13 protein-coding genes are annotated in these 13,049 nt (G+C 70.4%); 7 read left to right on the forward strand and 6 right to left on the reverse strand.

Annotated elements, in window-relative coordinates:
• Window positions 1-16: 16 nt before the first annotated feature.
• On the reverse strand, window positions 17-358 hold the full coding sequence (locus tag RGD00_RS04495; protein WP_310456095.1) for a zinc ribbon domain-containing protein YjdM: 342 nt from the start codon (window positions 356-358) through the stop codon (window positions 17-19).
• A gap of 91 nt (window positions 359-449) precedes the next feature.
• Between RGD00_RS04495 and RGD00_RS04500 the strand changes: the two genes are divergently transcribed.
• Window positions 450-2,270: an ABC-F family ATP-binding cassette domain-containing protein gene (locus RGD00_RS04500; protein WP_310456096.1), complete on the forward strand. Its 1,821-nt coding sequence runs from the start codon at window positions 450-452 to the stop codon at window positions 2,268-2,270.
• Window positions 2,271-2,806: 536 nt separating this feature from the next.
• The gene (ade, locus tag RGD00_RS04505; RefSeq protein WP_310456097.1) at window positions 2,807-4,513 is read left to right on the forward strand and encodes an adenine deaminase; all 1,707 of its coding nucleotides are present in this window, start codon (window positions 2,807-2,809) and stop codon (window positions 4,511-4,513) included.
• 92 nt (window positions 4,514-4,605) lie between these two features.
• Here ade and RGD00_RS04510 read toward each other — a convergent pair whose 3' ends face one another.
• Window positions 4,606-5,598 (reverse strand): Hint domain-containing protein, encoded by a 993-nt coding sequence (locus RGD00_RS04510; RefSeq protein ID WP_310456098.1) that lies wholly within the window; start codon window positions 5,596-5,598, stop codon window positions 4,606-4,608.
• A gap of 229 nt (window positions 5,599-5,827) precedes the next feature.
• Between RGD00_RS04510 and RGD00_RS04515 the strand changes: the two genes are divergently transcribed.
• Complete coding sequence (locus RGD00_RS04515) at window positions 5,828-6,919, forward strand: ABC transporter ATP-binding protein (RefSeq protein WP_310456099.1); 1,092 nt, start codon at window positions 5,828-5,830, stop codon at window positions 6,917-6,919.
• Window positions 6,920-7,097: 178 nt separating this feature from the next.
• On the opposite strand, the gene RGD00_RS04520 is transcribed toward RGD00_RS04515, so the two are convergent.
• Window positions 7,098-7,451, reverse strand: a complete 354-nt coding sequence (locus RGD00_RS04520; RefSeq protein WP_310456100.1) for a helix-turn-helix transcriptional regulator — start codon at window positions 7,449-7,451, stop codon at window positions 7,098-7,100.
• 183 nt (window positions 7,452-7,634) lie between these two features.
• Between RGD00_RS04520 and RGD00_RS04525 the strand changes: the two genes are divergently transcribed.
• From RGD00_RS04525 to RGD00_RS04540, 4 genes are read left to right on the forward strand one after another with little or no spacing between them, the layout of a single operon-like run.
• Window positions 7,635-7,850, forward strand: a complete 216-nt coding sequence (locus tag RGD00_RS04525) for a twin-arginine translocase TatA/TatE family subunit (protein WP_310456101.1) — start codon at window positions 7,635-7,637, stop codon at window positions 7,848-7,850.
• A 31-nt stretch (window positions 7,851-7,881) separates the two neighbouring features.
• Complete coding sequence (gene tatB, locus RGD00_RS04530; RefSeq protein ID WP_310456102.1) at window positions 7,882-8,340, forward strand: Sec-independent protein translocase protein TatB; 459 nt, start codon at window positions 7,882-7,884, stop codon at window positions 8,338-8,340.
• Window positions 8,337-9,242, forward strand: coding sequence for a twin-arginine translocase subunit TatC (gene tatC, locus RGD00_RS04535; protein ID WP_310456103.1), 906 nt, complete (start codon window positions 8,337-8,339; stop codon window positions 9,240-9,242). Before tatB ends, tatC begins: the two co-directional genes overlap by 4 nt.
• On the forward strand, window positions 9,239-10,084 hold the full coding sequence (locus RGD00_RS04540) for an ATP-binding protein (protein ID WP_310456104.1): 846 nt from the start codon (window positions 9,239-9,241) through the stop codon (window positions 10,082-10,084). The genes tatC and RGD00_RS04540 overlap by 4 nt, the downstream gene beginning before the upstream one ends.
• A 180-nt stretch (window positions 10,085-10,264) precedes the next feature.
• Here RGD00_RS04540 and RGD00_RS04545 read toward each other — a convergent pair whose 3' ends face one another.
• The 3 genes from RGD00_RS04545 to surE form a co-directional block, all read right to left on the reverse strand.
• Window positions 10,265-11,464 carry a peptidoglycan DD-metalloendopeptidase family protein gene (locus RGD00_RS04545; RefSeq protein WP_310456105.1) on the reverse strand — a complete coding sequence of 400 codons (1,200 nt, stop codon included), beginning with the start codon at window positions 11,462-11,464 and terminating at the stop codon, window positions 10,265-10,267.
• A 68-nt stretch (window positions 11,465-11,532) separates the two neighbouring features.
• Complete coding sequence (locus RGD00_RS04550; protein ID WP_310456106.1) at window positions 11,533-12,198, reverse strand: protein-L-isoaspartate(D-aspartate) O-methyltransferase; 666 nt, start codon at window positions 12,196-12,198, stop codon at window positions 11,533-11,535.
• Window positions 12,195-12,983, reverse strand: a complete 789-nt coding sequence (gene surE, locus RGD00_RS04555) for a 5'/3'-nucleotidase SurE (protein ID WP_310456107.1) — start codon at window positions 12,981-12,983, stop codon at window positions 12,195-12,197. Before surE ends, RGD00_RS04550 begins: the two co-directional genes overlap by 4 nt.
• Window positions 12,984-13,049 lie beyond the last annotated feature (66 nt).

Consider the following 13,049-nt stretch of genomic DNA (forward strand, 5'->3'; position numbering starts at 1 on the left):
GGGGGCGGCGCGCCGCCTATTCCGACACCTTCTTCACGAACTGCGACTTGAGCCCCATCTGGCCGATGCCCGGGATCTTGCAGTCGATGTCGTGATCGCCGTCCACCAGCCGGATCCCGCGCACCTTGGTGCCGACCTTGACGACCGCGGAGGATCCCTTGACCTTCAGGTCCTTGATCACCGTCACGGTATCGCCGTCGCGCAGGATGTTGCCCACGCTGTCGCGGACCTCTGCCGCATCCTCGGCGGGGGCGCCGGGTTGCCATTCATGCCCGCATTCGGGGCAGGTCAGCAGGGCATCCACCTGATAGGTATAGGCGGAGGAACATTCGGGGCAGGGGGGCAGGGTCTGGGTCATGGCTTTCCTATAGGGCCTCGGCGCGCCGGAGGCCAGCCCTTGCCCAACGCCCCGATTGACCTTTGCCCGCCGCCCCTGTAGCCCGCGGGCCATGGCACGCGCACCCCTTCTTCAGCTTTCCGGCATCTCGCTGACCTTCGGCGGCAATCCCGTGTTCGACGGGCTCGATCTCACCGTCCAGCAGGGCGACCGGGTGGCGCTGGTGGGGCGCAACGGGTCGGGCAAGTCGACGCTGATGAAGGTGATGGCCGGGCTGGTCGAACCCGACGCGGGCGCGCGCGTGGTGCCGGCGGGCGTCAGCGTGGGCTATATGGAACAGGATCCCGACCTGTCGGCCCATGCCACGCTTGGCGATTACGCCGCCGCCGGCCTGCCCGAGGGCGAGGCCTGGCGTGTGCCGGTGGCCGCCGAGGGTCTGGGTTTCCGCCCCGAAACGCCGGTCGCCACCGCATCGGGGGGCGAGCGGCGGCGGGCGGCGCTGGCCAAGCTGCTGGCAGAGGCGCCGGAACTGATGCTGCTCGACGAGCCGACGAACCATCTGGACATCGCGGCGATCGAATGGCTGGAAGGCCAGTTGGCCGAAACGCGGGCGGCCTATGTCATCATCAGCCACGACCGCGCCTTCCTGCGCCGCCTGACGCGCGCCACGCTCTGGATCGACCGGGGCGAGGTGCGCCGGCGCGAGGCCGGGTTCGAGGGGTTCGAGGACTGGCGCGAAACCGTCTGGGCCGAGGAGGACGCCGCGCGCCACAAGCTCGACCGGCGCATCAAGGCCGAGGCGAAATGGGCGGTGGAGGGGATCAGCGCCCGCCGCAAGCGCAACATGGGCCGCGTGCGGGCGCTGGAGGCGATGCGCGCCGAACGCGCAGCACAGATCCGCCGGCAGGGCACCGCGGCGCTGGAACTCGACAGCGGGCCGGTGTCGGGCAAAAGGGTGATCGAGGCGGTGGGGATTTCCAAATCCTGGGGCGAAAAGGCGATCATCCGCGACTTTTCCCTGCGCGTGCTGCGGGGCGACCGGGTGGCTTTCGTCGGGCCGAACGGGGCGGGCAAGACCACGCTGCTGCGGCTCCTGACCGGGGAAATCGCGCCCGACAAGGGCACCGTCACGCTTGGCACCAACCTGTCGGTGGCGGTTTTCGACCAGGCGCGCGCGCAGCTGAACCCCGACCTCAGCCTGTGGGAAAGCCTGACCGGCGATGCGGACATGCGGGTGTCGGGGCAGGCCGATCAGGTGATGGTGCGCGGGGTGCCGCGCCATGTGGTGGGCTATCTCAAGGATTTCCTTTTCGACGAGGCGCAGGCGCGCGCGCCGGTCCGTTCGCTGTCGGGGGGCGAAAAGGCGCGGCTTCTGCTGGCGCGGATCATGGCGCGGGAATCGAACCTGCTGATCCTCGACGAGCCGACGAACGATCTGGACGTGGAGACGCTGGACCTGTTGCAGGACGCGCTTGGCGAATACGACGGCACGGTGCTGCTGGTCAGCCACGACCGCGATTTCATCGACCGCGTGGCGACGCAGACCGTGGTGCTGGAAGGCGATGCGCGCGCGGTGGTCTATGCCGGCGGCTGGACCGACATGCAGGCGCAACGTGCGCTGGCCGCGCCGGGGGCGGTGGTGCGGCCTGCCGCGGCGGCGAAGGCCGAAAAGCCCGCCCAACCCGCCGCGAAACCCGCCGCCCGCGCGGGGCTGAGCTTCACCGAGAAACACCGGCTGGACGAATTGCCCGCCGTCATCGCGCGGTATGAGGCAGAGATCGCCCGGCTGACCGGCCTTCTCGCCACCCCCGACCTGTTCACCACAGAGCCGGTGAAGTTCCGCAAGGCGACAGAGATGCTGGCCGAACGGCAGGCGGCGCTGACGGCGGCGGAAGAGGAATGGCTGGATCTGGCCGAACGCGCCGAGGGGTAGCGCGGGCCAGCGCCCGGGCCGGGGCTTGCCCCGACCTGCGGCGGATCGGCTTTCGCGCCGCCGGAGCCGGGTTGCCAACATAAGCTATCGGAGAAACCGGCAGGCCAATGGTCTGACGGATTGAGCTTCGGTTCCCCCGCTCTCCTTGGCGAAGGCACGTGCCTTCGCCACCGCGATTCAGATCGCGTTGCCCCGGCCGGGGGCCCCAAGCCCCCGGCCAGCGCCCGCCCCGCCCATGGCGGGCGCTTCTCGCCCGCCGGGGCAGGCGCTGGCCTGGCCATTTCTTCCAGCATCACCGCCCCTGATGGCACCGCCGCGCGAACGGGCGGGGGAAACGCGGTGCGTTTCCTGTTCCCGCCCGGCCCGAAGGGCGGGGCTGACCGCCGGACCGCCACAGGCCGGGCCAGCGCGGACCGCCCCCCCCGCCACAGCCTGTCCCCGCCGCCGCGCGGCAGAATTTCCGCAGGAAAATCCGCGTCCCCCTTTGCCCGCCCCGCGATTTGCGCTTTGCTGGCCCAAAGCGAAAGGGGGCGGGCATGGATCGGATTGCGCGGCGTATCCGGCAGGGGCGGGGGGCGGAACCGGCGGATCTGGTGCTGCGCGGGGGGCGGGTGTTCTGCCTTGTCACCGGCGCGATGATCCCGGGCGATGTGGCGATCTGCGGCGACACCATCGTGGGCATCGGCGCGGAATACGCGGGCCGCCGGGTGATCGACGTGACCGGCGCCATATTGGTCCCCGGCTTCATCGACACCCATCTGCATATCGAATCCTCGCTCGTCACCCCGTTCGAGTTCGACCGCTGCGTCGCCCCCCGGGGCGTGACCACCGCGATCTGCGACCCGCACGAGATCGCCAATGTCGCGGGGCTCGACGGCATCCGCTATTTCCTCGACGCCGCCACGCGCACGGTGATGGACATCCGAGTCATGCTGTCGTCCTGCGTGCCCTCGACCGCGATGGAAACCGCCGGTGCCGCGCTGGACGCGGGTGATCTTGCCGCGCTGGCGGACCATCCGCGCGTCCTGGGGCTGGCGGAATTCATGAACTACCCCGGCGTGCTGGCGGGCGATCCGGGGTGCCTCGCGAAGCTGTCGGCCTTTGCGGGCCGCCATATCGACGGCCACGCGCCGCTTCTGTCGGGGCGCGACCTCAACGCCTATATCGCCGCCGGGATCCGCACGGAACACGAGGCGACCAGCGCCGCCGAGGCGCGCGAAAAGCTGCAACGCGGGCTGCGGGTGCTGATCCGCGAGGGCTCGGTGTCCAAGGACCTTGCCGCGCTGGCGCCGGTGCTGACCGACACGACCGCGCCCTTCATGTGCCTGTGCACCGACGACCGCAACCCGCTGGACATCGCCGAGCATGGGCATCTCGATCACATGATCCGCGAATTGATCGCACGCGGCTGCCCGCCGCTCGCCGTCTATCGCGCGGCGAGCCTGTCGGGGGCGGAGGCCTTCGGGCTCAAGGACCGCGGGCTGATCGCGCCGGGGCGGCGGGCGGATATCGTGGTGCTGGACGGGCTGGAAAGCTGCCGCGCGCGGCTGGTGCTGTGCGGGGGCGTGGTGGCCGATGACGCGGCCTTCGCCGCGCGGCAGGTCATCGCCCCGGTCGCGCGGCAGTCCGTCCGCGCCCCGGCGGTGACGGCGGCGGATTTCCGCAACCCCGGCCGCAGCAACGACTCGGGCGGTACGGTGCCGGTGATCGGCATCCTGCCCGGCAAGATCATCACCGAGCACCTGCGCGTCGAGGTTACGGCGCAAGACGGCGACCGCCCGCCCGACCCCGCGCGCGATCTGGCCCGCATCGCGGTGGTGGAACGGCACGGCAGGAACGGCAATATCGCCACCGGCTTCGTCCGGGGGTTCGGTATGACGCGCGGCGCCATCGCCTCGACCGTCTGCCACGATCACCACAACATCGCCGTGGCGGGGGTGGATTACGCCGACATGGCGCTGGCGGCGAACCGTCTGGGGCAGATCGAGGGCGGGTTCGTCGTGGCAGCAGGGGGCGAGGTTCTGGCCGAACTGCCGCTGCCGGTGGCGGGGCTGATGAGCCTTCAGCCGTTCGAGGCGGTGCGCGACCGCCTGACCGCCCTGCGCGCCGCCGCCCGCAGCCTCGGCGTGGTGCTGGAGGAACCCTTCCTGCAACTCGCCTTCCTCGCCCTGCCGGTGATCCCGCACCTCAAGATCACCGACCGCGGGCTGATGGACGTGGACCGCTTCGCGCTGATCGGCTGAGGGGGAGCATTCGGCCCCCCGCTCTGGCTGGCGAAGGCGCGCGCCATCGCCACAGCGATGTCGGTGGAGTTGCCCCGACCCGGCCAACCGCCCTATCGCGCCGGGGGTTCGGGCAGTTCGGTGCCGAAATGCTGCGACTGGCTCAGCCCGGGGAAGCGTGCGCGCAATTCCTCGGCCAGCCCGTCGGGCAGGCGGGCGATGGTGGTGTCGTTGATCATCAGGCTTTCGACCGGGATGCCCTCGGCATAGATGATCTCGTGCCGCTCGAACACCAGGCTGAAATATTCCGCGAACCCGCCCTCGCGCAGATAGATGCGGCTGCCGTCCACCAGATGGCGCGCCTGCACCAGCAGTTCGGCAGTGGCCACCCCCGCCCGCCGGTCGCGCTGGTAGAGAAACAGGCGATGGTGCTGGCCCACGATCAGGTCGGCGTCGTTGCCCATCGTGCCGGCGGCGATCACCACCGGGGCAAAGCCGCCGCGCGCGCGCAACGTGGTGCGCCCGATCCAGCGCAGCGGCTGCGGCCCGTGATCGCGCGTCAGCACCCGGTCGCCGGGCTGCAACTGCTCGATCGGCACCTGCGCGCCCGAGGCGAGCGCGATCCGCGTGCCGCGGCAGAAGGACAGGCACAGAAGATCGGCCAGCCGCACGTCGGCGGGCGAATCCTCGGCCGACAGCAGCGTGTATTCGGTGCGCGGCGCGATGGCCGACAGCGGCAGCACATGGATGCCGGCGGCCGATGACCGCCCCGCCGCGCGGTGGTGCAGCACCAGCAGTTCCACCCGGTCGCCGTCCGGCGCCATCATCACCAGCCGCGCCGTCAGCATCACCGGATCGCCGGGCGCGCCGACCTCCGACCCCGGCGCGACCAGCTGTTGCCGCCCCGCCGCCGCCGCATCGCCCCTCGGCTGCGCCAGCGCCAGCAGACGCGGCTGCGCGTCGGGATCCAGTTCGTAGATGTCGCCCAGGCTCAGTTCCGCCGGCGCGCCGAGCCCGTCGCCCAGATTGGCCCCCGAGACGACATAGATGTCGCCCGCGGGATAAACGCTGAGCCGCTGCGCGGCGCCATCGGCTTCTTGGGTCATCGGGGCCTCCGGGCTGCGGGCCGGCGGGGGGCCGGGCCTCGGCCCCGGATAGCCCCCGCGCCACCGCGGCGTCAACTGCGGTTCCGTCTGCGGTTCCGTCGGGCGCCATCCGGTGCTAGACCAAGGCGCGCGGTAGGGCGGAGGACGGCATGGATCTGGGCATCAGGGGCAAACGGGCGCCGGTCCGTGCCGCATCGCGCGGGCCGGGGCGCGGGGGCGCCGCCGCGCGATGACAGAGGCCGCGACGCCACGGCTCGAGGTCGCGGGCCTCTCGCGCCGCTTCGGGGCAAGGGCGGTGGTGGCGGACCTGTCGCTCGCCATCGCGGCGGGGCAGGTGACATGCCTTCTGGGCCCCTCGGGCTGCGGCAAGTCCACCACCCTGCGCATCATCGCCGGGGTGGACCGGCCCGATGCGGGCACGATCCGCATCGACGGGCGGGTGGTCTGCGACGACCGGGTGGCGGTGCCGCCGGAACGGCGGTCGGTCGGGCTGATGTTCCAGGATTTCGCGCTTTTCCCGCATCTGACGGTGGCGGGCAATGTGGGCTTCGGGCTGGCGGGGATGGACCGGCAGACCGCGGCGGCGCGGGTGGGCGAGTTGCTGGAACGGGTGAACCTGCCGGGCTTCGCCGCCAAATACCCGCACGAATTGTCGGGCGGCGAACAGCAGCGCGTGGCGCTGGCCCGGGCGCTCGCCCCCCGCCCCCGGGTGATGCTGATGGACGAGCCCTTTTCCGGCCTCGACAACCGGCTGCGCGACGGGATCCGCGATTCCACGCTCGACCTGCTCAAGGAAACCGGCACCGCGGTGCTGCTGGTCACGCACGAACCCGACGAGGCGATGCGCATGGCCGACGAGATCGCGCTGATGCGCGACGGCCGCATCGTCCAGCAGGGCGCGCCCTACAACATCTACAATGCCCCGGCGGACCGCGCGGCGGCGGCGTTCTTTTCCGACATCAACGTGATTCGCGGCATTTCGCGCGGGGCGCTGACGGAAACGCCCTTCGGCGTGTTCCTGACCCCCGGCCATGCCGACGGCGCGGCGGTGGAGATCGTGATCCGCCCGCAGCATCTGAAGATCGAGCTGGACCGCAACGGCCGCGGCCCGAGCCCCGACACCCGCAACGGCGCCGCCGCGCGCGGCATCGTCACCCGGGCGCGGTTCCTCGGGCGGGAAAGCCTGGTGGAATTCCGGCTGGAGGCCGACGGCACGCGGCTGACCGCGGCGGTGCCGGGCGTGTTCCTGCCGCGCGCAGGGGCGGCGCTGTGGCTGATGATCCGGCGCGACCGCTGCTTCGTCTTTCCGGCGCGCCCGTGACGGGCCGGGCAGGGGGCATTCTGCCCCCTCTTGGCTGCGCCAATTCACCCCCTGAGGATATTTAAGGACAGAAAATGAAGGGGAGCGCTTCCGATGAAGGGGGACGGCTTCACTTTCTGTCCCCAAATATCCCCGCGCGGCGCGCCGCCGACCGCGCCACCCGCACTGCCGCCATGCGTCAGGGCAGGTCGATATCCGCCTGCGGCAGCAGCGTCGCCACCTTCATCAGCAGGCTTTTCGCCGCCCGGGCGCGGGGATGGCTGTCGTCGGCGGCGATGCGGCTCAGCCCCTCGGACAGCGCGTCGAGTTCCTCTGCCGTCAGCATCGTCGGCGGCAGCACCAGCGGCGCGCGCAGGATATAGCCGAGACCCCGTTCCCCCTCGACTGGCAGGCCGGTCTGCGCCATCACCGTCATGTCGCGCCAGATCGTGCGCGTCGACACGCCGAGCGCCTGCGCCAGTTCGGCGGCCGTGTGCAACCGGCCGTCGCGCAGGATCTGGATGAGGTCGTAAAGGCGCTGGTCGCGTTTCATCGGGGATGTCCGGGTTCGCGCCTCCAGCATAACCCGGCGCGGCCGCGGGCGACAGGGCCCGACTACTGACAAAATACTGTCAGTAGGCGGGCCCTCGCCTCCAGATCGGCTTTGAAGGCGGCGGGGCTTCGGCGTAGATCAGGGTCATGCGGGGAATCCGGTTGGCCCCGAACGGAGGTAGACATGCTGAACAACATCGGCCTTCCCGGCCTTCTGCTCATCGCGGTCGTCGTGCTCGTGCTGTTCGGGCGCGGCAAGATCAGCTCGCTCATGGGCGAGGTCGGCAAGGGCATCACCGCCTTCAAGAGAGGCGTGAAGGACGGCACCGAGGAGATCGAGAAGGGCGTGACCGAGGCCGCCCGCGACGTGACCCCGCAGGCCGAGAAGGACAAGGTCTGAGCGCCCGCAAGGGCCAGGGGGAAAGAGCGCGATGTTGGACATCGGTTGGGGTGAACTGCTGGTGATCGGCGTCGTGGCGCTGATCGTGGTGGGGCCCAAGGACCTGCCGGAGATGTTCCGCACCCTTGGGCGGTTCACCGCCAAGGCGCGGGCGATGGCGCGCGATTTCAGCCGCGCGATGGAGGCTGCGGCCGACGAGGCCGGGGTCAAGGACGTGGCCAAGGACCTGCGCAACGTCACCAGCCCGAAAAGCATGGGGCTCGACGCGCTGAAGGACGCCGCGACCAAGTTCGAATCCTGGGATCCGACGCGCCCCGCCGCACCCGCCAAACCCACCGTGACGACCGGCGCAGGCGCCGCCGGCGCCAAGGAGGCCGCCGCGGCCGCGGTGGCCGCACGGGCCGCTGCCCCGGCCGCCGACGCCGCCCCCGTGGCAGAGACTGCGGCAGAGACGCCGGCGGCGCCCCAGGACAAGCAGGACCAGGCATGAGCCGCCCCGACGATATCGACGATACCAGCGCGCCGCTGATCGAGCATCTGGCGGAACTGCGGTCCCGCCTGCTGTGGTCGGTGGGGGCCTTCCTCGTGGCGATGGTGCTGTGTTTTGTGGTGGCCGAGCCGATCCTCGACTTCCTGCTGCGCCCGATCGAGCGCGCGATGCGCGATCTGGGCAACCCCAATCCGGTGATGCAATACACCGCCCCGCAGGAATATTTCTTCACGCTGGTGCGGATTTCCATGCTGGGGGGGCTGGCGCTGTCCTTTCCGGTGGTGGGCTATCAGCTGTGGCGCTTCGTGGCGCCGGGCCTTTACCGCAGCGAAAAGGCGGCCTTCCTGCCGTTCATGCTCGCCTCGCCGGCGCTGTTCCTTCTGGGGGCGGCCTTCGCGCAATATGTCGTCACGCCGATGGCGATGGCCTTCTTCCTCGGCTTTGCCGACGCCTCCTCGATCCTGACGGCGCTGATGCCGGTGCTGACCGATACGCCCGAGGCCGTGGCGGAGGCGCCCGCGGCCACGCAGGGGATCGGCATCGTCTTTCAGGGCAAGGTCAATGAATCGCTCGATATTTCCATCAAGCTGATCATCGCCTTCGGCCTGTGCTTTCAACTGCCGGTGCTGTTGACGCTGATGGGCAAGGCGGGGATCATCACCGCGGCGGGGCTGGGTGCGATGCGCAAATACGCCATCGTGCTGATCCTGATGGTCGCCGCCATCGTGACGCCGCCCGATGTGATCACACAGCTGATCCTGTTCGGCGCGGTCTATCCGCTTTACGAAGTGTCCATCTTCCTGATCCGCCGGATCGAAAAGCGGCGCGAGGCGGAACTGCGGGCCCAGGGCCTGTGGGACGATGACGAGGACACGGACGAAAAGGACACCGGCAAGGCATGACCGAGGATGCGCTGAACCGCATCGCCGCGGCGCTGGAGCGGCTTGCGCCCGCACCAGCCCCCGCGCCCGATTTCGACGCCGCAGGCGCCTTTCTCTGGCACGACGACCCCGACCGGCTGGAGCCGGTGGCAGAGGTTTCGCGCGTGGACCTGTCGCTGTTGCACGGGGTGGACCGGGCGCGCGACACCCTTTTGGCCAATACGCGGCAGTTCGCGGCCGGCTTTCCGGCGAACAATGCGCTTTTGTGGGGCGCGCGGGGGATGGGCAAATCCTCGCTGGTCAAGGCGGTGCATGCGGCGCTGCGGGCCGAAGGTGCGGCCCGGCTGCGGCTGGTCGAAATCAGCCGCGAGGATCTGGCCTCCATCGGGCGGCTGCTGAACCATCTGCGGGGGGCGGGGGACGAGCGGTTCATCCTTTTCTGCGATGACCTGTCCTTCAGCCATGACGACCAGCATTACAAGGCGCTGAAGGCGGTGCTGGATGGCGGCATCGCCGGGCGGCCGGAAAACGTGGTGTTCTACGCCACCTCGAACCGCCGCCACCTGATGCCCCGCGACATGATCGAGAACGAACGGTCCACCGCCATCAACCCGTCCGAGGCGGTCGAGGAAAAGGTGTCGCTGTCGGACCGGTTCGGCCTGTGGCTGGGTTTCCATCCCTGTTCGCAGGACGACTATCTGGCGATGATCCGCGGCTATTGCGATGCCCATGGCGTGGCGGTCGAGGACGACACGCTGCGGGCCGAGGCCATCGAATGGCAGCAGACCCGCGGCGCGCGCTCGGGCCGGGTGGCGTGGCAGTATTTCACCGATCTGGCGGGACGGCGGGGCGTGCGGCTCTGACCACACATCCGGCCGTTGGCCCGGCGGAAAGCTGCGCGGAGGTATTTGTGAAAAGATGAAGCCGCTGGCGCGTCCTTCCCCGGAAGGGCCTGCGCGCAATCACTTTCTGTCCTTAAATATCCCCGCCGGAGGCTCCCGCACGCGCCGCCGGGCCAAAGGCCGGGCGGAGACGCGCGTCCGTCATTGCAGGAAGGGCATCGGGTCGAGGCTTTCCAGCCCCTGCCGCACCTCGAAATGCACGAAGGACGGGTTGCCGGCGCGGACCTTGCCGATGGTCTGGCCGCGTTTCACGGCGGCGTCCTTGGCCACGGTGATGCCGTCGAGATTGGCATAGACCGTCAGCATGTTGTCGGCATGGCGGATGACGACGATCGGCACCTGATCGGTGTCGCGGGTGATCGCGGCCACGGTGCCGTCGGCGGCGGCGCGCACCGGGCTGCCGGCGGGGGCGCCGATGTCGATGCCGTCGTTCTTCTTTTTCACATAGGCGCGCAGCACCGACCCGTCCGCGGGCATGGCGAAACGCGCGTTGCTGGTGCGCTGTGTCCCCAGATCCGGCGAGGCGGGCCTGGCGGTGGCCGCCGCCGGGGGTTCCGCGGCGGGCAGCGGTTTCGCGGCCGAGGGTGGTTGCGGCGTGGCCGAACCCTGCCCGGGGGCGCTGGTGGTGTCGGGGGCGGCGGCGGCGGCCTGCGCGGGTGCGCCGGTGGTGGGCGGGATCAGCAGCGTCTGCCCCTCGCGCAGCCGCATGTCGGACCCGAGGCCGTTCCAGTCGGCGATGGCCCGCGCCGTCACGCCGTAGAGCCGCGCGATGGTATAGACGCTTTCGCCCGCCGCCACGCGGTGGCGGACCGGCTCGACCCCCTGCACATCGGCGCCGCGCACCGGGGCGGGGCCGGGGGTGATGCCCGCAGGCGCCGTGCCCCGCGCGTTTTCGGCGCGGTCGATGGCGGCAGAAGCGATGGTGCCGACGTCGATCGGGCCGGACTGCACCGGCCCGCCGAGGATCGCCCCCGTGGCGGCGGAAGGTTCGGCCACGCGGCCGGGCAGCACCAGCACCTCGCCCTGCCGCAGCGGCACATCGGGGGCGATGGCGTTCTGCTTGCCCAGATCGGCGGCGGAAACCCCCAACCGCCGCGCGACCGAGGCGACGGTCTCGCCGCGCTGCGCCAGCACCACCTGATAGCCGGGATAGGAGATCACGCCCCGGCTGTCGGCCTGCGGGCGGTTCGCGGTGGGCGCCAGGGCGGCGTCGCGGGTGTTCAGCCCCCCGGTGCTGCGGAAATCCCAGTCGAAGGTGTCGTTGGCGGCGGTGCAACCGGCCAGCGCCAGCGCCGTACCGAACGCCAGCGCGGGGTGCCGCAAGCGGGAAAATCGCGTCATCTCGACCTGCCTATCTCTTGCCCGGGCCGGGTTTCGCCCCGGCGCATCCTCTGCGGCCTTGCGCCGCCTCATTCCTGTGCGAGCCCTTCGACCAGCGGCACGAAGCGCACGGCGCGCAGTTCCTCGTATTCGAAGCCCGTCTCGGTCCGCCGCACGCGGATCAGGCTTTGCACCGTGTCGGACTGGCCGACCGGCAGCACCATGATAGCCCCGATCCGCATCTGGGCCAAGAGGGGGCCGGGCGGGTCTTCGGCCGCCGCGGTCACAAGGATGCGGTCGAAGGGCGCCTGTTCGGGCAGGCCGAAGCTGCCGTCGGCGGTGCGGGCGGTGATGTTGGTGAGGTTGAGCCGGGCAAAGACCTCTTCGGCCTCGCGCACCAGACGGCGGTGGCGGTCGACGGTGTAGACGCGCCGGGCCAGCAGGCTCAGCACCGCGGCCTGGTAGCCCGATCCGGTGCCGACCTCCAGCACCTTGTCGCGGGGCGAAACCTCCAGCGCCTGGGTCATCAGGCCGACGACGGAAGGCTGGCTGATCGTCTGGCCGCAGGCGATGGGCAGCGGCATGTCGTCATAGGCGCGGTCGGCGAAGATGCCGCGCACGAAGGCGCCGCGGTCGATGCGTTCCATCGCCGCCAGCACCCGCTGATCCGTGACCCCGCGCGAACGCAGGGCGAAGAGAAACCGCATCTTGCGCTCGGCGGTGTCCTCGTCCTGCGGGGCGCGGTTGTCGGTCATCCCAACCGCGCCTCCAGATCCGCGAGCCGGTTGTGGGCGGTCAGGTCGCAGCGCATCGGCGTGACCGAGATCCAGCCGTCGAGGTTCGCCGCCACATCGGTGCCCGGATCGGTCGGCGCGTGCTGCGGACCGCCCTTGATCCACAGGAAGCGGCGTCCCGAGGGCGAATGGTGCGGTTCGACCCCGAAGGCGGTGTTGCGGCGGAACCCCTGCGCGGCGGGGCGCAGGCCCTTGACGCCGGCGGCCGGGCAGGGCGGGAAGTTCACGTTGTAGAACAGCCGGTAGTCGTCGCCCTCGTCCCAGACGGCGCGGTCCAGGAGCGCGCGCACCACCGCCACGCCATGGTTGCGCGCGGCCTCGAACGGGTCGTCCAGATCATGCGTCGCGGGCCCGAGGTATTGCGACAGCGCGATGGCGCGCAGCCCCTGCAACGCCCCTTCCATCGCGCCGCCCACGGTGCCGGAATAAAGCGCGTTCTCGCCCGCGTTGTTGCCCCGGTTCACCCCCGACAGCACCAGATCGGGCCGCGCGCCCTGCAACACATCGTAAAGCCCCGCCAGCACGCAATCCGCCGGGCTGCCCTCTGCCGCATAGCGGCGGGGACCGTGTTTGGCGATCATCATCGGATGGGTATACGAGATCTTGTGCGCCACCCCGGATTGTTCGAAGGCGGGCGCGACCGTCCAGACCTCGCCTCCCGGCCCGGCGATTTCCTCGGCAATTTCGGTCAGGACGGCAAGCCCGGGGGCGTGGATGCCGTCGTCATTGGTGATCAGAATGCGCATCGCGGGCCTTGTCGAACTTCCTGCCGGTCCTGATTAGACCAGCCGGCGGCGGGGGTAAAGCCAAAC

This window comes from Ruixingdingia sedimenti, from assembly GCF_031432425.1.
Taxonomy (GTDB): Bacteria; Pseudomonadota; Alphaproteobacteria; order Rhodobacterales; family Rhodobacteraceae; genus Ruixingdingia; species Ruixingdingia sedimenti.

What these genes read in the sequence shown, in the direction of transcription:
- RGD00_RS04520 (WP_310456100.1), bottom strand. Translation starts at nt 7,451, where the DNA reads ATGAAACGCGACCAGCGCCTTTACGACCTCATCCAGATCCTGCGCGAC.
- RGD00_RS04500 (WP_310456096.1), top strand. Translation starts at nt 450, where the DNA reads ATGGCACGCGCACCCCTTCTTCAGCTTTCCGGCATCTCGCTGACCTTC.
- RGD00_RS04540 (WP_310456104.1), top strand. Translation starts at nt 9,239, where the DNA reads ATGACCGAGGATGCGCTGAACCGCATCGCCGCGGCGCTGGAGCGGCTT.
- RGD00_RS04525 (WP_310456101.1), top strand. Translation starts at nt 7,635, where the DNA reads ATGCTGAACAACATCGGCCTTCCCGGCCTTCTGCTCATCGCGGTCGTC.
- tatB (WP_310456102.1), top strand. Translation starts at nt 7,882, where the DNA reads ATGTTGGACATCGGTTGGGGTGAACTGCTGGTGATCGGCGTCGTGGCG.
- RGD00_RS04495 (WP_310456095.1), bottom strand. Translation starts at nt 358, where the DNA reads ATGACCCAGACCCTGCCCCCCTGCCCCGAATGTTCCTCCGCCTATACC.
- surE (WP_310456107.1), bottom strand. Translation starts at nt 12,983, where the DNA reads ATGCGCATTCTGATCACCAATGACGACGGCATCCACGCCCCCGGGCTT.
- RGD00_RS04510 (WP_310456098.1), bottom strand. Translation starts at nt 5,598, where the DNA reads ATGACCCAAGAAGCCGATGGCGCCGCGCAGCGGCTCAGCGTTTATCCC.
- RGD00_RS04550 (WP_310456106.1), bottom strand. Translation starts at nt 12,198, where the DNA reads ATGACCGACAACCGCGCCCCGCAGGACGAGGACACCGCCGAGCGCAAG.
- RGD00_RS04545 (WP_310456105.1), bottom strand. Translation starts at nt 11,464, where the DNA reads ATGACGCGATTTTCCCGCTTGCGGCACCCCGCGCTGGCGTTCGGTACG.
- RGD00_RS04515 (WP_310456099.1), top strand. Translation starts at nt 5,828, where the DNA reads ATGACAGAGGCCGCGACGCCACGGCTCGAGGTCGCGGGCCTCTCGCGC.
- ade (WP_310456097.1), top strand. Translation starts at nt 2,807, where the DNA reads ATGGATCGGATTGCGCGGCGTATCCGGCAGGGGCGGGGGGCGGAACCG.
- tatC (WP_310456103.1), top strand. Translation starts at nt 8,337, where the DNA reads ATGAGCCGCCCCGACGATATCGACGATACCAGCGCGCCGCTGATCGAG.